The organism is Acinetobacter sp. YH12069, from assembly GCF_013419675.1.
Lineage (GTDB): Bacteria > Pseudomonadota > Gammaproteobacteria > Pseudomonadales > Moraxellaceae > Acinetobacter > Acinetobacter amyesii.
The window spans coordinates 172,933-196,113 of the sequence record NZ_VOZS01000004.1 but is presented as its reverse complement, the minus strand read 5'-3'; the positions used below and the strand labels follow the sequence as shown (position 1 = coordinate 196,113).

26 protein-coding genes are annotated in these 23,181 nt (G+C 39.9%); 15 read left to right on the top strand and 11 right to left on the bottom strand.

Annotated elements, in window-relative coordinates; genetic code table 11:
- Positions 1–51 precede the first annotated feature (51 nt).
- The 7 genes from FTU16_RS03700 to FTU16_RS03670 all read left to right on the top strand — a co-directional run bounded on the left by FTU16_RS03700 (position 52) and on the right by FTU16_RS03670 (position 7,478).
- Entirely contained in the window at positions 52–1,272 is a 1,221-nt protein-coding gene (locus tag FTU16_RS03700) for an MFS transporter (protein ID WP_180162723.1), read from the top strand.
- Positions 1,273–1,506: 234 nt separating this feature from the next.
- Complete coding sequence (mtlD, locus tag FTU16_RS03695) at positions 1,507–3,678, top strand: bifunctional mannitol-1-phosphate dehydrogenase/phosphatase (RefSeq protein ID WP_180162722.1); 2,172 nt, start codon at positions 1,507–1,509, stop codon at positions 3,676–3,678.
- A 191-nt stretch (positions 3,679–3,869) separates the two neighbouring features.
- Positions 3,870–4,544, top strand: coding sequence for a 2'-5' RNA ligase family protein (locus FTU16_RS03690; protein WP_180162721.1), 675 nt, complete (start codon positions 3,870–3,872; stop codon positions 4,542–4,544).
- Positions 4,541–5,062, top strand: a complete 522-nt coding sequence (cobU, locus tag FTU16_RS03685) for a bifunctional adenosylcobinamide kinase/adenosylcobinamide-phosphate guanylyltransferase (RefSeq protein ID WP_180162720.1) — start codon at positions 4,541–4,543, stop codon at positions 5,060–5,062. Before FTU16_RS03690 ends, cobU begins: the two co-directional genes overlap by 4 nt.
- The gene (cobT, locus tag FTU16_RS03680; protein WP_180063810.1) at positions 5,059–6,111 is read left to right on the top strand and encodes a nicotinate-nucleotide--dimethylbenzimidazole phosphoribosyltransferase; all 1,053 of its coding nucleotides are present in this window, start codon (positions 5,059–5,061) and stop codon (positions 6,109–6,111) included. Before cobU ends, cobT begins: the two co-directional genes overlap by 4 nt.
- A complete protein-coding gene (locus FTU16_RS03675) occupies positions 6,112–6,735 on the top strand; it encodes a histidine phosphatase family protein (protein ID WP_180117876.1) in 624 nt (207 codons plus the stop codon).
- Complete coding sequence (locus tag FTU16_RS03670; RefSeq protein WP_180162719.1) at positions 6,732–7,478, top strand: adenosylcobinamide-GDP ribazoletransferase; 747 nt, start codon at positions 6,732–6,734, stop codon at positions 7,476–7,478. Before FTU16_RS03675 ends, FTU16_RS03670 begins: the two co-directional genes overlap by 4 nt.
- A gap of 64 nt (positions 7,479–7,542) precedes the next feature.
- On the opposite strand, the gene FTU16_RS03665 is transcribed toward FTU16_RS03670, so the two are convergent.
- Both FTU16_RS03665 and FTU16_RS03660 read right to left on the bottom strand, forming a co-directional pair.
- The gene (locus tag FTU16_RS03665; RefSeq protein WP_180078902.1) at positions 7,543–8,253 is read right to left on the bottom strand and encodes an LrgB family protein; all 711 of its coding nucleotides are present in this window, start codon (positions 8,251–8,253) and stop codon (positions 7,543–7,545) included.
- Positions 8,250–8,702 carry a CidA/LrgA family protein gene (locus tag FTU16_RS03660; protein WP_180022109.1) on the bottom strand — a complete coding sequence of 151 codons (453 nt, stop codon included), beginning with the start codon at positions 8,700–8,702 and terminating at the stop codon, positions 8,250–8,252. Before FTU16_RS03660 ends, FTU16_RS03665 begins: the two co-directional genes overlap by 4 nt.
- 97 nt (positions 8,703–8,799) lie before the next feature.
- Here FTU16_RS03660 and FTU16_RS03655 point away from each other — a divergent pair, with 97 nt between their 5' ends.
- Both FTU16_RS03655 and FTU16_RS03650 read left to right on the top strand, forming a co-directional pair.
- Entirely contained in the window at positions 8,800–9,699 is a 900-nt protein-coding gene (locus FTU16_RS03655) for a LysR family transcriptional regulator (protein ID WP_180007851.1), read from the top strand.
- A gap of 149 nt (positions 9,700–9,848) precedes the next feature.
- Positions 9,849–10,328 carry a helix-turn-helix domain-containing protein gene (locus FTU16_RS03650; RefSeq protein WP_078191046.1) on the top strand — a complete coding sequence of 160 codons (480 nt, stop codon included), beginning with the start codon at positions 9,849–9,851 and terminating at the stop codon, positions 10,326–10,328.
- 82 nt (positions 10,329–10,410) lie between these two features.
- On the opposite strand, the gene FTU16_RS03645 is transcribed toward FTU16_RS03650, so the two are convergent.
- The 4 genes from FTU16_RS03645 to tusD are packed head-to-tail and all read right to left on the bottom strand — an operon-like array spanning position 10,411 to position 11,836.
- Complete coding sequence (locus FTU16_RS03645; protein WP_180026275.1) at positions 10,411–10,722, bottom strand: TusE/DsrC/DsvC family sulfur relay protein; 312 nt, start codon at positions 10,720–10,722, stop codon at positions 10,411–10,413.
- Between the two features lie 48 nt (positions 10,723–10,770).
- Positions 10,771–11,058, bottom strand: a complete 288-nt coding sequence (locus FTU16_RS03640; RefSeq protein WP_180054851.1) for a DsrH/TusB family sulfur metabolism protein — start codon at positions 11,056–11,058, stop codon at positions 10,771–10,773.
- Positions 11,059–11,071: 13 nt separating this feature from the next.
- Positions 11,072–11,422: a hypothetical protein gene (locus FTU16_RS03635; RefSeq protein WP_180145897.1), complete on the bottom strand. Its 351-nt coding sequence runs from the start codon at positions 11,420–11,422 to the stop codon at positions 11,072–11,074.
- A gap of 45 nt (positions 11,423–11,467) precedes the next feature.
- Complete coding sequence (tusD, locus tag FTU16_RS03630) at positions 11,468–11,836, bottom strand: sulfurtransferase complex subunit TusD (RefSeq protein ID WP_180162718.1); 369 nt, start codon at positions 11,834–11,836, stop codon at positions 11,468–11,470.
- A gap of 301 nt (positions 11,837–12,137) precedes the next feature.
- Here tusD and FTU16_RS03625 point away from each other — a divergent pair, with 301 nt between their 5' ends.
- From FTU16_RS03625 to FTU16_RS03605, 5 genes are all read left to right on the top strand, one after another.
- A complete protein-coding gene (locus FTU16_RS03625; RefSeq protein WP_180162717.1) occupies positions 12,138–12,734 on the top strand; it encodes a phosphatase PAP2 family protein in 597 nt (198 codons plus the stop codon).
- 515 nt (positions 12,735–13,249) lie between these two features.
- Entirely contained in the window at positions 13,250–14,257 is a 1,008-nt protein-coding gene (locus FTU16_RS03620; RefSeq protein ID WP_180162716.1) for an SDR family NAD(P)-dependent oxidoreductase, read from the top strand.
- Between the two features lie 198 nt (positions 14,258–14,455).
- The gene (fumC, locus tag FTU16_RS03615; RefSeq protein ID WP_180162715.1) at positions 14,456–15,850 is read left to right on the top strand and encodes a class II fumarate hydratase; all 1,395 of its coding nucleotides are present in this window, start codon (positions 14,456–14,458) and stop codon (positions 15,848–15,850) included.
- A 361-nt stretch (positions 15,851–16,211) separates the two neighbouring features.
- On the top strand, positions 16,212–16,703 hold the full coding sequence (locus FTU16_RS03610; protein ID WP_078193829.1) for a hypothetical protein: 492 nt from the start codon (positions 16,212–16,214) through the stop codon (positions 16,701–16,703).
- 206 nt (positions 16,704–16,909) lie between these two features.
- A complete protein-coding gene (locus FTU16_RS03605) occupies positions 16,910–17,512 on the top strand; it encodes a nitroreductase family protein (RefSeq protein WP_180134711.1) in 603 nt (200 codons plus the stop codon).
- Between the two features lie 155 nt (positions 17,513–17,667).
- Here FTU16_RS03605 and FTU16_RS03600 read toward each other — a convergent pair whose 3' ends face one another.
- Complete coding sequence (locus FTU16_RS03600) at positions 17,668–19,455, bottom strand: acyl-CoA dehydrogenase (protein WP_180162714.1); 1,788 nt, start codon at positions 19,453–19,455, stop codon at positions 17,668–17,670.
- Positions 19,456–19,577: 122 nt separating this feature from the next.
- Between FTU16_RS03600 and FTU16_RS03595 the strand changes: the two genes are divergently transcribed.
- Entirely contained in the window at positions 19,578–20,564 is a 987-nt protein-coding gene (locus FTU16_RS03595; RefSeq protein WP_180162713.1) for a GlxA family transcriptional regulator, read from the top strand.
- 7 nt (positions 20,565–20,571) lie between these two features.
- On the opposite strand, the gene FTU16_RS03590 is transcribed toward FTU16_RS03595, so the two are convergent.
- The 4 genes from FTU16_RS03590 to FTU16_RS03575 form a co-directional block, all read right to left on the bottom strand.
- Positions 20,572–21,771: an MFS transporter gene (locus FTU16_RS03590; RefSeq protein ID WP_180162712.1), complete on the bottom strand. Its 1,200-nt coding sequence runs from the start codon at positions 21,769–21,771 to the stop codon at positions 20,572–20,574.
- Complete coding sequence (locus tag FTU16_RS03585) at positions 21,755–22,204, bottom strand: MarR family winged helix-turn-helix transcriptional regulator (RefSeq protein WP_373683041.1); 450 nt, start codon at positions 22,202–22,204, stop codon at positions 21,755–21,757. The genes FTU16_RS03590 and FTU16_RS03585 overlap by 17 nt, the downstream gene beginning before the upstream one ends.
- 66 nt (positions 22,205–22,270) lie before the next feature.
- Positions 22,271–22,372: a hypothetical protein gene (locus FTU16_RS16670; protein WP_354667282.1), complete on the bottom strand. Its 102-nt coding sequence runs from the start codon at positions 22,370–22,372 to the stop codon at positions 22,271–22,273.
- A gap of 18 nt (positions 22,373–22,390) precedes the next feature.
- Positions 22,391–23,167: a DUF805 domain-containing protein gene (locus tag FTU16_RS03575; protein WP_168377548.1), complete on the bottom strand. Its 777-nt coding sequence runs from the start codon at positions 23,165–23,167 to the stop codon at positions 22,391–22,393.
- Between the last annotated feature and the right edge of the window lie 14 nt (positions 23,168–23,181).

Sequence of the window (23,181 nt, the reverse complement as noted above, 5' to 3'; positions counted from 1 at the left end):
AGTCACCTCTATTGTTTATAACGTAGCCATTAAAAATGGATAACAAAAATAATGGATCGAAATAATAAACTGTTTATTGCTGCCAGTCTTGCCAATGGTGCAAGTTTCTCGATGATATTGCCGCTGTTGGCGCCATTGGTTCGTGAGTTAAAATTTTCTGAACTACAAGGCGGTGCGATGGTTTCCGTCGGTGCGCTGCTGATGGCTGTTGGTGCCATTTACATTTCAAAAAATCAATCCAAGTTTTCGATTTATCAGTTGTTGAGTATCGGTTTTGTGGGCATGGCTGTGACATGGGGGCTATTTACAGCCGTGTTGATGTATGGCCTTACTGTTCATATAGGGATGTTGCTGCTGTTTAGTTTATTGATGTTGTCACGCGCAGCGACTGGGGTATTTATGGCGATGCCACAGATTGCCTTGCAAACTTATGTGATGACCCGTTTTAGCAATGAGCAGCAGCGTTCACAAGCAATGTCAAAATTCGGTGCATTAAATAGTGCAGGCGTGATCATTGGTCCATTTCTAACCACCTTGCTGCTGGGCTTTGGTGGAATCATGACGCCGCTTTGGGCAGCAATCATTATTTTAGCGTTGATTTCTGTGGTCTTGGTGTTCAGCTTTGACCGACATACAGAACAGCATAGCGTTGAAAAGCCAATGACAGAAAAGCATGAGTCACCATCTACGGATTTGAGCATTCAGCAATGCTATCCATGGTTAATGTTGGGATTCAGTCTCTATCTTGCCATCGTGACCGTGAATTTAACGGCAGGGTTTTATATTCAAGACCGCTTTAATATGACTGCTGCAGAAGGCGCAGTGCATTTTGCAGGATGTTCTCTCGTCGTAGGTATTGCTTTGGTGATTATGCAAACGCTGATTTCTAAGTATTTAAATTGGTCCGTATATCGCTTACTGTGGGTTGGGCTGTTTAGCATGGCAGCAGCCTTGCTGATTTCGGTTTTCACCACTGAATTACAGATATTTCAAGCTACATATCTTTTATATGGTATATCGGTTGCATGTTTAATCCCTGCATTTACAACGGGTGCAGCGCAAACGGCGCCCAGTGCGTTACAGACTAAGGTGGCAAGTTGGTGTACAGCCACTCAGGCTTTGAGCTTTGTTGTCGGGCCACTGATTAGTACGGGTTTATATCAGTGGCACAAAGAATTTCCGTATTATTTTTTATTTTTAGTGATGCTCGGTCTGATCGTATTCTTTTTATTTCAAACCAAAACTCAAACCGTGAAGCGAGTTACTGAGTGAAATTGCAGTGAATTGTATATTTACAGCAATAGATCACTGTGTAGACCGTACCATCCTGACAACAGTGGGTTTTGATTACATGATGTTACTTGATCAGCGATTGATTTTACAAAATAGATTTTAAAAGCAAGCTTTTTGATTAAAAAATAACCACAATTGTTTCATTAATTCTCAAAGTACTGAATCAATAGTTTTCTCCGTTATTCTTTTCACATAAAAAATAACGGAGGTTAAATGCTTAAATTTAATAATGATTTGGTTCTGGGCGCCATTTTTGATATGGATGGAACAATGTTTGATACTGAACGTTTACGGTTTCAAACATTGAAACAGGCATCTCTTGAATTGATCGGTGTTGAGTTTTCCGAATCATATCTGATGAATTGTTTGGGGTTAAGTGCACAAAGCGCGCATCGATTGGCCCAAGCCGAATATGATGAAAACATTCCATACGCAGATATTCGCAAACGTGCAGATGAATTAGAGCTGGAGCATGTTCGTCAGTTTGGTGTCCCGATCAAAAAAGGCTTGGTTCAAGTATTAGAACGCTTACGCAAGTCAGGACTACGGATGGCTGTAGCAACATCGAGTCGCCGAGCAATCGCAGAAGAATATCTCATCAATGCCAATGTGTATAAGTTCTTTGATGTCTTAGTCTGTGGTGATGAAGTTGAAAATGGTAAGCCACATCCTGAAATATTTATGCGTGCTGCCGCAAAGCTGAATTTAAGTCCTGCTGATTGTTTGATGTTTGAAGACTCGGAAAATGGTGTGACTTCAGCCTTTGACGCTGGCGGTATTACTGTACTGTTTAAAGATATTAAATCGCCCAATGAAAACATGCTGTCCAAAGCCAAATATTATTATGAATGTATGTATGACTGCTTGACGGAACTTGACCCGTTCACTGCGCATTTAGAGATGCCGCATGTGCAAGAGGCTTTTCCACAAACACTTAATCAGCTCACTGTCGGTATTCATGGTTTTGGGGCGATTGGTGGTGGCTATTTAGCTCAAATTTTGTCGCATTGGGATGGTTATACTCGCCCGAAAAAAATCTATGCATCGACTCGTAACCCTTTATATCGTTCTGCGGTCAATGCATTTGGTACCTATAGTATTCGCTATGGTCAATTGTCTTATGACGAACGCGTTGAAAACATGGCAGTCATTGATGCTGAAAATATTCAGCAGATGCAAGAAATGTACACGGAGGCGAGTTTAGTTGCCATCTGTTTGCCTGAAAAAGCGATTGCGGAAGAAGCCAAAACCATTGCGCAAGGCCTGTATGCACGACATATTGCACATGATGAAAAAGCCATTGAACCCCTAACGATACTCATCATTTTGAATAAAGTCGGGGCAAAACAATTATTAATGTCACATTTAAATCAGGCTTTAACTGAGCTTGCAGGAGCTGTCGTTGCTGAGAAAATCATGCAACAACACTATTTTTGCGACACCGTGGTCAACCGCATGGTATCTAAGTTAAGTGACCAAAACTTATATCGTCAGCTCCGTATAAAATATAATATTTTCAAACAATTTCAATTAGATGAAGTTGAAGTGGATGCTCAATTAGACTTAGAAGATGCGACGAAATTAAATCCAGATCAGGAACGTCAGGCTACTTTATATGTTGAGGATATGCGACGTAATTTTCACCCAAGTCATATATTGCAAAGCATGGATTTAATTTTATTTAATGCTGAATCTGACATGCCGATCTATGTGGAAAATAATAGTCCTTTGTTGGAAAAAATGCGTCAAATGATATTGGTCGATCATATTGAAGATATCCAGTTAATTAAAAATCGCTTATGGAATGGCGTGCATGCCATGTTGGCTTGGCAATCCGTACTGTTCAATCATCAAACCATAGGTGTGGCACTTGCAGATAATCGCGTTGATCAATTTATGCATGAACTCATTGACGAGGTGCAGGCTGGTTTAGCACGATGCTTACCAAATCGTGCTTTTGATTTAACACGACTGGCAGAGAGTTTTATAAACTCTTGTGAACATGCGTACAAAGACCCATGTGCGCGTGTGGCACGTGATCCTTTACGGAAACTTGCATTTAATGAACGAGTGTTGGGTTCGTTGGCGACCAATGTGAAATATGGACTGGAGACAACACATCTACAGAAAGGGATTGTTTATGGTTTGATGTATGCCGTGAGTGTTAATCAATGTTCGATGGATCAGGCTATCAACTTTATCCAGTTGCAATTTTCAGAACTGAAAAAGAGAAACGAGCTTGAACAACTGGAACGTATTGAACAGATTGAGGCCAATGTAATGATACAGTTGCAGCATTTTTCTGATCAGTCCACAGAGCAGTTTACATCTTGGAAAAACCATGCTGTAACGCAAGATCAGAAAGATACTGCGAAATTTGCCTAAAATATAATGCTTATCTGTGCGCAATATATATTGAATCAAAATGCTGAGTATGACTCGGCATTTTTTTTCTTAAATAGAGGTCTTAGATGAATGAATTTCAGTTCTAACTGAATATTACTAAATCAAAATTGGGTAAAGTCTGTTTTGATTCATGCTTTAATAAAGCAGATTGAATTTAAAGTGATTTATCTGTGTTTCTAAAACCTTCAACGCAAGTCGTACCGACGCTCAATCAGGATTATCCCGATTGGCATCAAGGTCGTCAGCACTATGCTTTGTGGTATCTAGAAATACAGGATCCTAAATTATTGGCATATCTCACAGCACTTCGAGCGCAGTTTTCAGATCTTTTATACACGCCGAATACGCGCCAATTTCATATCACCGTGTTTATTTGTGGTTTTTTTGAAGAGCTGAATAAAACCCAATTAATCGATCATTCTGAACAACGATGGAATGATAATTTCTCAGCAGATGAGTTGGCACTGCATCAACAACAACTTCGACAGTTATCGCTATCTAATATTCGGCTACGTACAGGTCAGATCCATAGCTTTCAAAGCGCACTGTTTATTGAAATTTTGGATTTAGATCGTAAGTTTGATCATCTACGTCAAGCTTTCAATGTAAGCTCGAATGAAATTGCACCGATCGAATATTGTCCGCATATTACATTGGGCTTGTATAAACAGGCATGGAATAGCGATGATATTTTTGAAAGAATCCAACAAGTTGAACAGCACAGCTTTGATTTTGAAAGCAAGCAACTGACTTTTGGTCATTATCAGGCTCAAGTATTACAAGGGGCATTGAGTCCTTATTATCAACATCAGTTCAGACAAAATATAGAGATGGCACAATCATGATTCATTTCATTTTGGGTGGGGCACGTTCAGGTAAGAGCCGACTTGCAGAACAAAAAGCTAAAGCGAGTGCTCAAGCCGTCATCTATGTCGCTACGGCACAAGCATATGATGAGGAAATGCAGGAGCGAATTCAGCATCATCAAGCTGACCGTCCTGAGCATTGGGGGCTGATTGAAGAGCCTCTATATTTAGCCGACCGCTTAATTGAAATAGACCAAGCTCATCAAACCATTCTTATCGATTGTTTAACGCTGTGGATGAGTAATTTATTGCTGCATGAACAAGCAGACTTTCAACAGCATCAATGCCAAAAATTACTTACGGTGCTGCCAAAATTAAAGTCAGATATTATTTTAGTCAGTAACGAAACTGGGCTGGGCGTTGTTCCCATGGGACAAATCAGTCGAAAATTCGTCGATGAATCTGGGCGCTTGCATCAACAACTGGGTCAAATTGCTGACCATGTGGTGTTTTGTGTTGCAGGTTTTCCAATGATCTTAAAAGGAGATAAAGCATGAACTGGTGGCAAGAACCCTGTCAAAATCCGAGTATCGAAGCTAAGCAACAGGCGTCAAATCACCAGTTACAGCTAACTAAACCTACGGGCTCGCTTTCAGAACTTGAAAATGTAGCGGTGCAACTTGCATCATTACAAAACACGGATCAGCCTAATATCGATTTCCCATGGATCACCATCTTTGCAGGTGATCATGGCGTGATGGAAGAAAATATTTCGGCCTACCCACAAGCTGTCACACGCCAAATGCTACAAAACTTCACGACCGGTGGTGCATGTATTAGTGTCATTGCACGTGAGTATCAAGCCAAACTACAAGTGATTGACTGTGGCTCTGTAGGTGAAGCCTATGAATATGCAGGGGTTGAGCGCTACTGTATTGCAGCGGGTACAGCAAATTTTGCTAAAACTGTTGCGATGAGCGAATCACAATGTATTGAAGCGATGAATCTTGGTCGTAAAAGTGTTGAAGATGCTATCGCTGCAGGTGCGTCTATTTATGTCGCAGGGGAAATGGGCATTGGTAATACCTGTTCGGCTTCTGCTGTTGCATGTTTTTTATTTAATGAGCCGGCCGAAAAACTGACAGGTGTTGGTACAGGTATTCGTGCTGAACAATTGGCACATAAGAAACAAGTGATTGATCAGGCCTTGGCTTTACATCAGGACTATGTTGGCCAAGATGTCTTTAAAGCTCTTTGTGCTGTTGGTGGCTTGGAAATTGCCGCGATGGTTGGAGCATACATTCGCTGTGCACAATTGGGGCTAGCAATGGTCGTGGATGGATTTATTAGTACGGTTTCTGCCTTGGTCGCTGTTCGTTTAAATCCTGCTGTACGTGAGTGGATGCTTTTTGGTCATCAATCGGCTGAATATGGGCACCAACGTTTACTCCAAGCCCTTGAAGCTGAACCACTTTTGAAGTTGAATTTACGTTTAGGTGAAGGTAGCGGTGCCGGTGCGGCATTAGGTTTAATTCGTTTGGCATGTCGTTTACATAACAACATGGCAACTTTCGCGCAAGCTGCTGTGATTGGTGAAAAAGTTTAAATGGAACATTTCCGTTTAGATATATTGCGTCATGGTGAGACTGAACTGAGCCATACCTTACGTGGCTCTACAGATGATACTTTGACGCAAAAAGGTTGGCAGCAGATGCAGCAGACCATAGATGATGTATTGAACGTCATACATACACACGGTTTAGCGAGCTGGGATGTCATCATTACTTCTGACTTACAGCGCTGCCGTTTATTTGCTTTAGATTTATCTCAACAACTCAAATGTCCAATGTTTGAAAATGCGAAGTTTCAAGAAATTCATTTTGGCGACTGGGAAGCGGTATCAACCAAGCATATCTATGAAAACACTCCAGAGTTACTCGCACAGTTTTGGCAAAGTCCCAGCACATTTACGCCACCGAATGCAGAAAGTCTTCAGCAATTTCAACATCGGATATTAAGCGGTCTAGATGAGTTAGTCTTGCAGGCTCAACAGCATCATTGGCACCGCGTTTTATTGGTTTCCCATGGCGGCGTGATTAAATTATTAAAATGTATGGCACAGCAAAGTCACTTAGATGATTTATTAAAAATGACGGCTGAATTGGGACAATTAAATTCATTTCTTGTTCAAAATCGCGCAAATATCCGTCTTTTGGAGCAAAGTGAATGACACCTTTTTGGATTGCTCTACAGTTTCTCACGACTTTCCCGATTCAACTCAAAGCGATGCCATCGAAACAGCAAAATGGACAGTCTTTACTGTTTTATCCAGTGGTGGGATTGCTGATCGGTGGCATTCTTGCCTTGCTTGCTTTTACATTTCACAGCCTGCCAATCATCTTACTCAGTAGCATTTTGCTTGTGGTTTGGATTTGGCTCACAGGTGGGTTACATCTAGATGGTTTAGCCGATACGGCAGATGCATGGGTCGGTGGCTTTGGTGATGCCGAACGTACACTTAAAATCATGAAAGACCCTGCATGTGGGCCGATTGGTGTGTTGAGCCTCGTCGTGATTTGCTTACTCAAATGGTCGGCGCTTTATGTTTTGCTACAACAGCAAATGTATTTGGCATTAATTGTATTTCCAGTATTAGGTCGTTTAGCCCCTTTATTTTTGTTTTTAACAACTCAGTATGTCCGTGAAAAAGGCTTAGGCTCATCGATAGCAGCAACTATTCCACGAAAGTCGGCATACATGATATTTACACTCTGCCTAAGTGCATGTTTGTATTTTAGCTGGACTGGAGTGGTCAGTATTCTTACATTTATTTGTACTTTATTGTATTTACGATGGAAATTTATTCAGCGTATAGGTGGTGTGACAGGAGATACAATTGGTGCCGCGATTGAAATCACAGAAGTGTCGAGTCTTTTAACGTTTGTCATAGCAATACATTATTTAGCTGTATAGTTTTACAGATGAAACAGTTTAAATCATCATTTAAAAAGCCCAGAGACTGCACTGGGCTTTTTATTTATCCCAATAGATAAATGACTAAATGAATAAGCGATGGCCCAAGCAATACCATAAATACTCCAGCAAGTACCATGCTCAAGCAGGCTGCAACACCTTCTTCTTTATGACGTGATAATGCTTTACTTGTACCAAATCCGTGTGCAGCATTGCCAAGAGCCGCACCTTGTGCAAAGCGTGAATGCAATTTAAGCCCAGCCAAAACTAGGTCAGCCATAGCCACGCCGGCAATCCCAGTAATCATGGTAAATAGAATCACCAATTCTACTGAACCTCCAATATTCGAGGTAAGTTCCATGGCAAAGGGCGTAGAAATGGAACGTGCCATTAAGCTATAAGACGTTTCTTGGTCAAACTGAAACAACTGTGCCAAATAAAAAGCACTAATAATCCCAGCTAACATGCCAATCACGATGCCTAAACTAATGCTCAGCGCATGCTGACGGATAATTTGTCGATATTCATAGATGGGAATAGCAAAGGCCACAGTGGCAGGGCCGAGCATCCATACAATCCATTGGCTTTCTTGCATATAGGTGTCATATGAAATATGAAAGCAAAGCATGAGTATAATCAGCACAAACGGGACGAATAGTGCAGGGGAAAGAACCATATACGGTAACTTACGATGTAGCTTTTTCGCCAAAATATAACCGACAAGGGTCAGGACGAAAAACAATACAGAGATGCTGTTCAACCCAAAATCGTTCATAAGGTTTTTCCTGCTGTGTTGACATCATGATCTGTCGCAGTTTGGTGTTTCGCTTTAAGTTTTGCCTCGAGTTTAAAGCCCCAATAAACCGTAAATGCTGTAAACACCATGACACAGACGGTACCCAGTACCACGGCTAAAATTAACTGCCAGCCAGAGCTGAGTAATAAATCTTGATATTTAATTAATCCAACTACACAGGGGATAAAGAATAGAACCAGTTCAGCCAAAATAAAATCTGAGCCTTGTTTGATCCACTGCATTTTAAATAAACCACTCAACAATGCGGCTAAAAGGAGCAATAAACCAATCACGCCAGCAGAGATCGGCAAGTTAAACCAAGATTGAATGCAAGAGCCAATCCACCAGATCAATATCAATAAACTTAGCTGCGCTAAAGTTTTAAGAAACTGGGTAAATTTGGAAGTAGATTGTGGAAACGTATCCATGAGACGACAGTAGAATAGGAGATGACGCTATTTTAAAAGTGCATACCCTGTATAATTATGAATAATTAATTATTAATTATGCTTAAATGGAATAATAATGGACATTAAAAGCTTAAAAGTCTTTGTGACCATCGTACAAAAACAGAGTTTTAGTCATGCAGCAGAAGCGCTTTTTGTCACTCAGCCGACCATTAGTAAATTAATTCGTCAGTTAGAAGACGAGATCGGCGTGCCTTTATTTCATAAAGGAGAAGCAGGTCGAAAAAGGGAAGCACAGCTCACCTATATGGGAGAGCAGATTTATCAGCATGCCTTAGTGATATTGAATGAACAACAACGGATGCTTGATACCGTTACCCAAGTTCGTGCCTTAAAACAAGGTAAATTGACCCTAGGTTTACCGCCATTGGCATCAGTGTTGTTCAGTCAGTTAATCGCGCTGTTTCATAAAAAATACCCCAATATTGAACTGAGCTTTTTTGAGGTTGGGGCGACAGGTATAGAAAGTGCCATTTTAAAAAAACAGGTCGACGTCGGGATTATTTTGGGTCACTTGAAACCGGTGCTGAGTGGTATTCCAGTGATGGAGTCACCTTTGTGTCTATTGTCCAAAAAAAACTCACAGTGGCGTAAGCGAAAAACAGTATCGCTGATTGAATTAAAAGAAGAATCCTTTTTATTGTATGACGATACCTTCACACTCAATGACATCATTATACAGGCGGCAAATTACGTCGGATTTGAGCCCAATGTAGTGTGTAAAAGTAGCCAGTGGGACTTCATCGCCAAAATGGTAGATTCAAATGTCGGGATTGCACTCCTGCCTAAAATTTATTGTGAACAACTTGATGCGGCAAAATACCATATGGCTGAATTAGAAAATCCAAACCTAGACTGGAAACTCAGTATGGCCTGGAATACCACTGTTGCCATGAGTCCCGCAACGCGTGCATGGCTAGAAATAATTGAGGACAATAAAGACAAAATACATTTTTAGTTCATTTACAGATCAAGCAGATAAAATGAATGCGTTGAAACGATGGTGGATTTATGATTTGTACATCAAAGATTATTGAAAAGGATTTTGCAAAATCAACAGGCATGAATTAAATTGGGTGTTGGTCGTTATTTTTGATGGTTCATAAAATGAAATGGGATGATATTGGTCAACAACCGTGTTCAATCGCTCGTGCGCTTTCAGTGCTAGGGGATCGTTGGACCATGTTGATTATCCGTAATGCATTTATGGGCATTCGACGTTTTGATGACTTTCAACAAAATCTCGGTGTGACGCGTCATGTGTTATCCGACCGATTAAAGCGTTTGGTTGAAGAGGGTATTTTAACCAAAGTTGCTTATGTCGAGCGTCAGGAACGTTTTGAATATCGACTGACGCAAAAAGGCTTAGACTTGTATCCAATCCTTTTAGCTATGACACATTGGGCCGATCAATATATGGATCAGGGCTTAGGATCACCTGTTGAATATGTGCATCAGGCATGTGGGCAAAAATTTAAACCGGTTTTGGTGTGCTCATGTTGTGCTGAACCGATCCAAGCCAAACAGGTCAAACCGATATTTACCCAAGCCTATTACATCGCTCTCAACCAATTAAAACCTGCCTAAGCTGTTTTATGGCTTTCTTCAAGATGCTGATTTGCATCTATTTAGCCAAAATAGCCTAAGCGGCATTTAGATTGCTTTAAAATTACAAACAATTTGCAGGCTTAGGGATTCCCGCTAAACGACTTAAATGCCGAGCGACCAAACCCGTGTTAAATTTGTCTTGTAACACCGCATTATTAATATCAGCGCTCACCGTTTTCATTAAAAATTTAATGAGTGGGCGAGTTGCCGGTGAGTGACCAAACTGTTGATAAAACTGTCGCACAGCTTTTAAAACTTCAAAATGCCAAGGGCTTAACTCAAGTTCTAAACTTTTAGCCAGTTCTTGGGCAACAGTTTCATTCCAAATAGTGTAATCCACCAAATGGCCATCTTGGTCTAATTCAAGATTCATATTCATTCCAAAAGAGAAGATTGTAGAAATGGATCGCTTTTACTCAATTTATTTGAGTGAAATACATCTTTTAAATCCAAGGCATAGATCAGCAAAAGCGGCATAGTCGATTACTTTCATATGACTATAATTCATAGTTTTATCTAAAATTTCAGCATCATTTTCAAGTACATAACATGTGCCAAATTGCTGAATTTGTTCATCTGCAATATGTAAGACTGCTTCACCCATCAGGATGATTGCATCTTCAGGATTGATTAAACTGGCTAACTGCTGGATGTGCTGTAGGGTATTGGCATAGCTGGCTTGGACTAAATACAGCGTAGAATTTGACATCATCATTCCTCTTTTACCAATACAACACATGATCAAATTGTTGAATCAATTCAGTATTGAAGTGAACAAACTCAAGTTCTTGTTCACTATTGATCACAAATGGATGCTGTGAATTTTTTTGTTCAATATAAATCGGGGTGAGATCATAAAACTCAAAGCTATCAACCATGTTGGATGCGAGTTTAAATGCATGCTTGAGCTGACTAAACTCTTGTTCAGCTTGAAGTAAGCTCAGCGCAGCATCTTTGAGCAACACTTTAACGTCACAGCCGAAGGTTGCAAGCACCATGGTCGCAGAAAGACTTTCATGTACTTGTAAGCTTGCAAGATTTGCATGGGTTAAAACAACCAGTACAGATTTCACGTAATTTTCCTTTTCAATGCTACAAATGCGCGGCAATCAAAATACTTAGAATTGCAATAAACGGTCGGCAGCTTGTACGGCATCGGCAAGTTCGCCTAGGCCTACAAGTTCAAATTGTTCAGCTAGATTATGTTGCTGAATATTGTGACGCTGTGCATTTTCCTGATCTGTGATCCCACGTGCGAGCGCTGCACTTACGCAAACAGGTAAACAAATGCCGAGTTTTTGCCATTCACTGCTGAGTTTGCGTTGATCATCTGGCACCCATTGCAGTGCATTTGCCACATTTACACCATCTTGATAGAAAAAAACCCGAAAGTTTTCGTCTTTCTGCTTCAGCGCTTGAGCAAGACCCAAAGCATGCCAAGCCAATATCGAAGTAGGTGAGGAGGTAATTAGTAATAGAGTACTCATCGAAATTCACTAAATGAATAAACGGTCTAGATCGACAGTTTGTTCTGAGTTCAGAAGAAAAAGCTAGTATACAATGATTTACTCAATGATCTGAATATTTACGAAGTTTTGCTTATTTAGGCAGCGAAGTCATTGCCAATTTTTCTTCAAATATAACTTTTGGTTTATTTGGGATTCAGCCTCAAGCTAACACTTTTCATAAATAAACTGTGCGGTTACATACTGAAAAATCTTTATATGAATAAAACGCAATTTTTGATTTTGTAGAATGCTATGATCTTTTCATTTTTTAAACCATCTCATGAATATAGAGAAATTTAATTTAAGTTTATTTAATTCAATCAATGCTTCGGACAATGCTTTAGATTTCACTATTTCTTTTGCCATATTTATTGCCAATGATCTATTTTATATCGTGATTCTTTTGATGTTTTTGGCTTGGTTTAAAGGCAGTTTTGACACCAAAAAACAAATCGTTAAAGCCACTGTTTTTACAATTGTCGCATTTCTAATCAGCCAAGTGATTTCAAGTTTCTTTTACTATCCTAGACCCTTTGTCTTGGATGTTGGACGCACGATTATAGAACATTCACCGAATGGATCATTCCCGAGTGATCACATGCTGTTTTTTAGTACGATTGCATTTTCTTATATATTTTCAAAGCAAAAAACAGTCGGCTATGTATTTCTCGCATTCGCTTTTCTTGTGGCATGGTCGAGAGTCTATTTAGGTGTGCATTATCCAATGGATATGGCGGGAGCGCTGTTTATTGCGGTTTTACTGAATTTTGTTGGACTGTCTTTATGGCGAAAATATGGGTCTTATTTGGTGAGCATGATCTTAAAAGTTTACGAATTTCTATTTTCAGCCATGATCAAAAAAGGCTATATCCGCTAAATTAAGTTTGCTAGATATTTGCGATTTCAAACTTTTGCTGCTGCTATAGTTACATTGCCAACATCTTGCCAGATGAATATTTCTGATAATTCATCTGGCGTTCACATCCAGATCCTATACCTCAAAAAATAGTCAGACTGCTCAATTCAATTTGCTCATTCGATAAGATCATCTCTAATATTTTGTTGCTGTGTAATATGTTTGCCGTGCGACTATTTTTAAATATCTTCTTCTAAACGCGTTCACTCAAATGCCACGAATAATTGTGATGTCTTCAAATTGGATCGCTAGCGAGGTCATTTGTCGTAAATCAAATACAGTTAATATCCATAACTGCAACACAGTCAAAATTCTAAAGCAGTAAGATAAAACAAGAATGCTCTTGCAGATTGTTCGGCTCATGAAAAATGCTGAGGCGAAGTTTCAAAATTTAGATCTGTAGATAAGTTGGTGACGACACCGAGATGATGCCAAAGATTTGTAAAAGCTTGATAACTATAAGGAGTATCTAAACAATGATTTTAGTGACTGGTGGTTTAGGCTTTATAGGCTCACATATAGCCTTGAGTTTAATGGCTCAAGGTCAAGAAGTCATTATTGTGGATAATTTATCCAATGCGAATTTACAAACACTTGAACGACTAGAATTTATTTCAGGTATGTATGTGCCTTTTGTCAAACTCGATATTCGCAATACTCCCGCACTCAATAAAGTATTTGAACAATATAACGTCGATGCTGTCATTCATACGGCAGGCTTTAAGTCATTGGAAGAATCCGTCCTTAAACCACTTGAATATTATAATGATAATGTCAGTTGTATCATGAGTTTGCTGCGTGCTATGCAGCGAACAGGTGTACGAACACTGATCCATTTATCAAGTTTAGCGGTATATGGACAGTCGTCGGCAGAATTAACAGAAGACACAGAAATCAATTTTACCTATCCAAATCCCTATGTGAAATCTCAACAAATGGTGGAAGAAATTATACGGGATACGGCACGTACTGATAATGAGTGGAAAATTGCGATTTTGCGTTTAGGAAACGTCGCAGGTGCATTCGAACATGCAGTTTTAGGTGAGTTTGTTGCGCCATTGCCAAAAAATATTGTGCCGCTTGCGATGCAAGTCGGGGCTTTACAACGAGACTTTATCGAACTTCGCAAACAAGCCAAAACTGAAGATGGTACTGTGGAACGGAGTTTCTTGCATGTACTCGACTGCTGTAAGGCGGTGTGGCAATGTTTGCAATGGTTGTCGCAGCAACAATTCAGCTGTGAGGCCTTTAATATTTCAGGTGAATTGGTTTCGATACAGCAACTGTTGGATACGCTTTCAGAAGTGACACAGGCGGAGATTAAGACGGTCGAATCTAGTTTTTACCCAAGCCATGAATATGACCAGCTTGGGGCAAGTACACAGAAAGCGAAAAGTACTTTTGATTGGCAGCCTGAACAAGATTTAAAGAAAATGCTAGAAGATGAATGGCGTTTCTATCAACAAACATTAAGAGGGAATTAGCTCGTCTTGTATTGGATAAATTTAATCATTGTGCATGATAATCTTTATAAAATCACGATAAAGATTATCAAATAAACCACTTATAATTGATAATGGTTATTATTTACAAATCTAAGCAAGTTACCTAAACTGTATTTATCAGCAGAATTTGATTCTGCACAGACGTTCAAGTTTATAGATAAGGATATGAGGTCATTTATGCAAACACGTATTGAACATGACACAATGGGCGATGTTGAAGTACCTAGCGATGCGATGTGGGGTGCACAAACACAGCGTAGTTTGCAAAACTTTAAAATTGGTGGTGAACGTTTACCACGTCCAATGATTCGTGCAATGGGTCTCGTGAAAAAATCAACAGCGATTACTAACGCAGCATTGGGTCAAATCCCTCAGGAACTTTCTGGTTATATCGTCAATGCAGCCGAAGAAGTGATCTTAGGTCAATGGGATGCACAATTTCCACTGGTAGTTTGGCAAACTGGTTCAGGTACGCAAAGTAATATGAACTGTAATGAGGTAATTGCCAATATTGCCAATCAAAAACTAGGCAATCCATTGGGTTCACAAAAACCTGTCCATCCCAATGATCATGTAAATCGTGCTCAATCGACCAATGATTCGTTCCCAACTGCAATCCATGTGGCTGCAAGTTTACAAATCAATGAGCTTTTAATTCCTGCAGTAACAAAACTGCGTAATACCTTAGAAGCAAAATCTAACGAATTTAAAGATATTGTTAAAATTGGCCGTACACATTTACAGGACGCAACGCCTTTAACATTAGGCCAAGAGTTTAGCGGCTATGTTTCACAGCTAGATCATGGTTTGAAGCGTTTAAATCAAGCTTTAGAAGGACTGTATGAATTACCACTAGGTGGTACAGCGGTCGGTACAGGTCTGAATGCACATCCTGAATATGCTGTAAAAGCAGCAGCAGAACTTGCGAAACAAACGGGTCTGCCATTTGTCACTGCGCCAAATAAATTTGAAGCACTTGCAGGGCGTGATGCAGCTGTATTTGCGTCGGGTGCGTTAAAAACACTTGCTGCAAGTTTAAATAAAATCGCCAATGATGTGCGCTGGTTAGCCAGTGGCCCACGCTGTGGTGTTGGTGAGCTACGCATTCCAGAAAATGAGCCTGGCTCAAGCATCATGCCAGGTAAAGTCAATCCAACTCAAAGTGAAGCCATGACGATGGTGGTTGCTCAAGTACTTGGAAATGACACAACCATTAATGTTGCGGGGGCATCGGGTAACTTTGAATTAAACGTGTTTATGCCTGTTATTGCCTTTAACTTATTGCAATCTATTCAACTCCTCGGCGATGCATGTAATAGCTTCAATGACCACTGTGCAGTAGGCATTGAGCCAAACCGTGAAAAAATCGATCATTTCTTACATGACTCATTAATGTTAGTTACGGCACTCAACCCAGTGATTGGTTATGAAAATGCTGCAAAAGTTGCTAAAACTGCATATAAAGAAGGAAAAACCTTAAAACAAGTTGCGGTAGAACTCGGTTTAGTCACTGCAGAGCAATTTGATGAAGTGGTTCGTCCTGAGCAAATGGTTTCACCCAATACCAAATAAATTGTTTTGAGATCATTCATCTAGAGTGTTTGAAAATAAAAAGAGGGGCTGATTCATATTCAGCCTCTCTTTTTATTGGATATATGATTGAATTATTTTTCAACTAGTTATTGCCTAACACAGATTCTTTGGATTCATATTCATCTTGAAATGTATGTATAGAAACCAGACGATTTATTAAAAATAGGGGAACGAACAAAATGAAGAAAGGCCTGATGATGAAGCGAGTAATTCATTGGATTGGGCTTTGAATTCATTGGCACACTTGTTAAAATGCCTTTCTTTTTCTGTTTTCGTTGCTATTTGACATTTGTTTGAATAAATATTTGCAAGACAGTGTTTTATTTAAGGATTTCCCCCAATGCTCACCATCTATTTGACAGATGTCCAAAAGAACGTTCAATTTAAAGACTATCCGGGCGAGCATCCTGTTAAATTTGTTTTGAATTTTAAAAAGATTTTCCCAAGTGTTATGGAGCTTTTGCTACCAGTTTTGCCTGAAAATGAAAATCTAGAAGAAATGAGCTGGGAATCGACAACGACAGATTTTGAAAAATTTAAATTGCTACTCAGTGGTTGGGGCGTAATCGAACTACGTTTGAATGCTATTGCCCAATATAAAGACCGTGCTTATGCAGATAACTTGGTAAAAAAAGCACAGCAAAAGCGCAAAGAATATAAAAAAGCACAGTCAAAATTACAAACTGTTGAACTGGATTATCTATTCATGCACGAAGTTCATGGTTTAATTGATGCAGAGTTGGTTGAGTTAGGTGAAAAATTCTATCTACCGACTTTACGTGAGCTTTGGAAAAACCAAGTGTCAGCGAATGTATTAGAAGCAAAATTCTAAACTGTACAAAGTTTTAGTCGAAAAATCCTCCGCTTAGGAGGATTTTTTATATGTACAGCAGAACTTCAGATTTACTTCGGCAAATGACTGTTTCATAGTGACTCATCAAGCAAGTAAAGCATTCAAAACATTTGGAAAGTCGCGATACTTATCATTCCAAATGTTTCTGACTCATCTGCACATTTTATTTTAAAGGACCATTTTATATGTCAAATCAGTTTATTGACCTGATTCGCAAACGTCGCACTATTTATGCTATTGGGGACAATGTAAGCCAAAGCACAGAATATTTAACTGATTTGATCCAAACAGCGATTAAACAAAGCCCGTCTTCATTTAACTCACAATCTTCTCGTGCTGTTATTTTATTTAATGGTGAAAGCGAAAAATTTTGGGGCTTAGTCGCTGACAAATTAAAATCTTATGCAAAAGATGAAGAAAGTGCTGCGAAGACGACGGCGAAAATGGCAAGTTTTGCAGCAGGTTTGGGTACAGTTTTGTTCTTTGAAGATTTAGATGTGGTCAGTGGTCTACAAGCACAGTTTCCGTCTTATGCAGAAAACTTTCCAATTTGGGCCGAACATTCAACTGCCATTGCCCAATTTGCGACTTGGACCGCATTGCATACCGAAGGTTTAGGCGCATCATTACAGCATTACAACCCAATTGTGGATGAACAAGTGCATGCTGAATGGGACATTCCTGCGCATTGGAAACTTCGTGCTCAATTGGTTTTTGGTTCAGTGGAAGGTGAAGCGAAAGAAAAAGGCTATATGGATGATGCCGCTCGTTTTAAAGTCTTCCAATAATTGCGATGTATAGCACTCAATTTTGATAAATAAGGAACGAAATCTAAGTTCTTTTTTTTATTGCAGTTTTATTGAAATAGATAGGGTTGGACAAGATTTTCATCCGTGAAAACCTTGTCCAGATTAGCCCATTGAGGACTGAGCTAAACGGGTGGCTAGAACCAACTTTCTTGCATGTTGAGGCAAGTATCATCAAGTTCTAGCAATAACTTGGCTTGATGTTCTATTTCAGGTAACTCCCAGCGGATAAAATATTGCGCGGCTTGTAATTTACCTGCTAAGAATTGTTGATCTTCAGCTAAATCTGAATGTTCAAATTTCACAAGAGCTTGATTAGCCATTTCAAGCCATAGCCATGAAATGATGACTTTGCCCATCATGTCTAGATACAAGGCAGAATTACCCAGTACCTGATCGACACGACCTCGTGCGAGGACTTGTCCCAAACTTTGTGTGGTTTTCTTCACCGTGTTTAAATGCGCTGAAAAAATCGCTGCAAGCGCTTCCGTTTTTGGATGTTGAGCTTGATCAATCGTATTTTGCATACGTTGTAATAACAGCATCAAACCTTTGCTGTTGTGCTGCCAAAGCTTACGACCCAACAAATCCAAAGATTGAATACCAAATGTACCTTCATGGATCGGATTTAAGCGGTTGTCGCGATAACATTGTTCAAGCGGATACTCACGGGTATAGCCCGCGCCACCTAAAACTTGAATGGCTAAATCATTGGCTTTTGGTCCATAGGCGGAAGGGAATGATTTGACGACAGGGATAATCAAATCTAATAACAACGCGCTGTCTTCATTGTTAGCGGCTTGATGTTCATCAATTAATCGTGCAGCAAATAGGCATAATGCGAGTGCGCCTTCCACATAGGATTTTTGTGCCAAAAGCATCCGTTTAACATCTGTATGTTGAATAATATTGACAGGTTTTGAGGCAGGATTTTTATCTGATACTAAGCGACCTTGTGGACGGTTTTTGGCATATTCGAGTGACTCTAAATAGCCACGGTATCCAATCATGGCTGCACCTAAGCCGACACCGACTCGTGCTTCATTCATCATCTTAAACATATATTTAAGACCAGCACCTGCTTCACCAATCAGATAGCCTGTACATTGGTCTTTTTCACCAAAGCTCAGTACTGTCGATGTTGTACCTCTGTAGCCCATTTTATGTAATAAGCCAGCCAGTTGAACGTCATTGGCGCCTGCAAGTGAACCATCGCTCAGGGTTTTAAACTTCGGAACAATAAACAGAGATATACCTTTTACGCCCTGAGGTGCATCTTGGATGCGAGCAAGGACCAAATGGACGATATTTTCAGTGATGTCTTGGTCACCCCCTGAAATAAACATCTTTTGGCCTTTGATGAGGTAGGTACCATCGGCTTGCGGTATAGCTTTTGTGGTCAAATCACCTAAAGATGAACCCACATCAGGTTCAGTCATGGCCATCGTTCCTGCAAAGCGACCACTGAACATATGCGGTACAAACCTATCTTTTTGTTCAGTCGTACCGAAAGCTTGAATCACATTTGCAGCCGCAGCGGTTAGAAATGAATAAGCCACTGATGAAGGATTTGCTGACATGAAATAAGCATTTGCAGCCATGTTGATCAAAGTCGGAAGTTGCATACCGCCTGCATCATAATCATGCTGTGCACAAAGCAAGCCGGCATCTGCAAATTGCTTCCATGCCGTTTTGACTTCAGCAACGGTTTTAACCTGTTGACCATCAAACGTAGGTTCGTTTTGATCGGCTGTTGCGTTATGGGGTGCAAAAAAGTCTTGAGCAATACCTTGTGCAGTTTCTAGGATGCTTTTGAAGGTTTCAACATCATGCTCAGCAAAACGTGGGTAATGCGTTAAGTCTTGCGCTTTAAACACGTCAAATAGCAAAAAATTTAAATCTTTGTCATTGATTAACTGCGCCATTGATCAATCTCTAATCGGGTCGAATTTTATGGCTTAAGCCTAGCAGTTGATTTTTAGATATAGAATTGTCAATAATGACACTTAATAAGTCAAAAATGACATTTTGATAATTTGAACTTTAAATGAAGAAAATCATAATTTTAGCATATGATGGTGCTTTGGCTTCTGCGATTACTGGGGTTGTTGATCTATTTGCAATGGCGGGAGTCAGTTGGAACCGGATTCAAAAACAAAATGTGCAGCGGCTATTTCAGGTCAAAATTGCCTCACAACATGCTCAAGCTGTGCAATGTATCAATGGCATCAAGCTTTATGCAGATTTAGCATTTTCTGAAATAACAGATGCAGATGTCATCATTGTCCCAACGATAGGCGCGCCGATCTTAGATGTTTTAGCGCAAAACGCAGCACTGATCGAATTATTAAAAACTCGGCAATTGCAGAGCGGACTGATCGCAGGAAACTGTACGGGTAATTTTTTTCTGGCAGAAGCAGGGCTTTTAGATGGTAAGCAGGCAACGACGCATTGGGGCTTTCAGCAAATGTTTCGTGAACGCTATCCTTTGGTCAAACTGAATGCAGATCAGCTCATTAGCCATGATCAAAATATTTACTGTGCTGGCGGCGGCTTAGCATGGTTTGATTTGGGGCTGCATCTAATAGAACGTTTTTATGGTTTTGAAACAGCAATCCACACGGCAAAATCATTTGTATTGGATTATCGTCGTGATAGTCAGTTGTCCTATTCATTATTGAAAATATCTAAACCGCATCAGGATGGTTTAGTGCAAAAAGTTCAAGATTGGTTGGAACAGCATTATCATGAAAATATAGTCTTAGATGAACTTGCGGCGCAGTTTAATGTGACAACGAGGACATTGATTCGACATTTTAAAACGGCTTTGGATATTCCTCCCAATCAATACTTACAATTAATACGGATTGAAGCTGCACGAAAGCGTTTAGAAGAAACGGGACATGCTTTAGATCTGATTATGCGAGATGTTGGCTATAGTGACCCAAGCTCATTTCGACGGTTATTTCAGAAAAAAACTGGGCTGAGCCCCTTAGAATATCGTCGACGTTTCAGCCGACGATTTGATGTTTAAATACAGTTTAAGCGGTTCGAACGGCATAATGACCATGTAAAATGTAGTAGGCACCAATACATGCAAAGGCAGCAAATGCGCTATACAAATACAATTGTGAGTAACCAATATGGTCGAGCAATTTACCGATAAAGTATGGTCCAAAGCCTAAGCCGGCATCTAAAAAGATAAAGAAAGTCGAAGTGGCAAAGCCCATACGTTCAAGCGGTGCACTTTTCACGGCAACTGTTTGGCAGACCGACTGAATATTGCCATAACCGAGTCCAAGTAGGCCTGCACAAAGTAAAAGCATCCATGAACTCTGAGTGATGCTGAGTAATACCAATGCCACGCCCATAATCACAAAAGCAGGGTAGATCACTACATTTTCACCTTTACGGTCCATCAACGGGCCTGTAAATGGGCGAGAAATTAAAATCGCAATGGCATACATCAAAAAGAAAAACGAGGCTGTTTCAACCAAATCGATTTCTTTGGCATAGAAGTTAATGAAAGACAAAACGCCTGAATAGCAGATTGAAGCGAAAAGCATGATGAATGATATCGGTAATGCTTTAGGTTCTACAAATTGAGCAATCCAACTCGGTTTTTTGACGGCTTCAACAGTATCAAGAGGTTTATTGATTTTGGGTAAATCGGGCACTTGAATCAGCAAGGCAACCAATAGGCAGCTCAATGCGATAATCGTAGAAACGATAAAAATCGCATGATAACCAATATGTAACATCATCCAAATGGCAAGAAATGGCCCAATAGCCGTACCTAAAGTACTACTCATGCTGTAGTAGCCAATGCCTTCACCGCGACGTGTCGCTGGTAAGATTTGGGCAATTAAGGTACCCAGCACTGTTGATGCCATACCCATCATAAAGCCATGCATAAAGCGTATGAAGAGCAACATGCCGACGCCAAACTGAATGAAGTAAAAACCAGAAAAAATTAAAAAGCCAATTAAACCAACGATCAGTGTCGTTTTACGTCCAAAGCGTTCTAGGAACTTGCCTACCAATAAACGCCCGACCAATGTGCCGACAATGAACAAGCCTGAAACTAAACCTGCTTGGGCTGTAGTCGCACCCAATTCAGCCACCGCATAGCCCACGATCACCACAACCAAGAGATAAAAGGTTAAAACCAATTGGAAGTTAATGGCGCTGACTAAAATAAAATTTCGAGTCCAAAGTGGTGCTTTATCTTGCATGATCATCACCTACAGTGCTTTGTTCAAGTTCTTGCATGAGACGGTGTAAAATTTGAATGGAATGTTGGATATCTTGGCTAGCTAATGGCGCGATCAGGCGCTGCTCAAAGGCATCTATGTCTTTTGCACATTGCTGAAATAACTCACGTCCAGTCTCGCTGAGCATCATTTTCTTTTGACGTTTATCGTCAGTTTGCACATGTGCCAAAATATCCATCTGTGCAAGAATTTTGACACGCTTAGTGATGGATGGCTTGGATACATTTAAATATTCCGCAATTTCAATAGATGTACAAGCGGTTTTTTCACGGATGACAAACATGACTTGCCAAAGTGAATAGTTCAATTGATAGGGCAATAAAATCGTGTTGATTTCATCACTCATAAGACGCGCACAGCGTAGAAGTGAAGAGCGGAAACCTAATGTGGAATTCATGATAGTTAACTAGGGTAACTAAATTATCGCAACTTTACGCCTAATTTATTTTGAATTCAAGTGAACAACTTAAAGCATAAATAACAGGTATAAAAAAACCTGTGCGCACACAGGTTTTCTTGCATAACATTTCTTACAAAGCATATCTTGCAATACATATTGTTCATTTATGCCCTAAACAATGCGTGTTTATTCTACAGAAGCTTCTGCAGCTGCAATTGCAGCATCTTCTGCTGAGCTGTCTGCATTTTCTAAAATTTCTACACTTTCACCATCTGCATAAGCAAGTTCTTCACCTTCTGATTCAGCTTGCTCTAAATAAGCCGCAAGTTGTTCATCCGTTAATTCTTCAGGTTCACCTTCAGACATCATTGCTTGTTCTTGTAATTGGGCTTGTTCTAAATTGCTCATCATACTTTGCATATTGAACATCAATGGGATCATGACCAATAAATAAACAATCATCAGGATTAGATACAATGACCCAATAACTTTCTCTGTTTGTTCCGTTGGACGCTTAATGCCATATTTATTTTCACCATCAGTGCCTTTTGCAGCCATCACATAAATGCTAAAGATGGTACCGACGAGTGGGATGAGAAAAATTAAACAGAGCCAACCGCTTTTATTTAGATCATGTAAACGACGGATCGTAATGCAGATCATTGCGACAAACATTGCAACGATGGAAACGACAATCAGTGCGATTGCACTGAGTCCTAAGAATGAATTAAAAAGTGCTTCAATACTACGTTCTGCTGAATTGAAAAATGCAAAAAGTCCCAGCGCGACGCTGATGCCCAATAGGCAGGTATAAATCATACTAATGATAAATAGCCACGCTAAATAAGACAGGCGGCCAAAACGTCCCTCAGGAGACAGGGGATGATCGGCTTTTTGAATTTGAGGCTGAATATTTTGATCTTGTTGAAACGGATTCAATTCGCTTGAAGTAAGTTCAGTCATTATTATTCCAATTT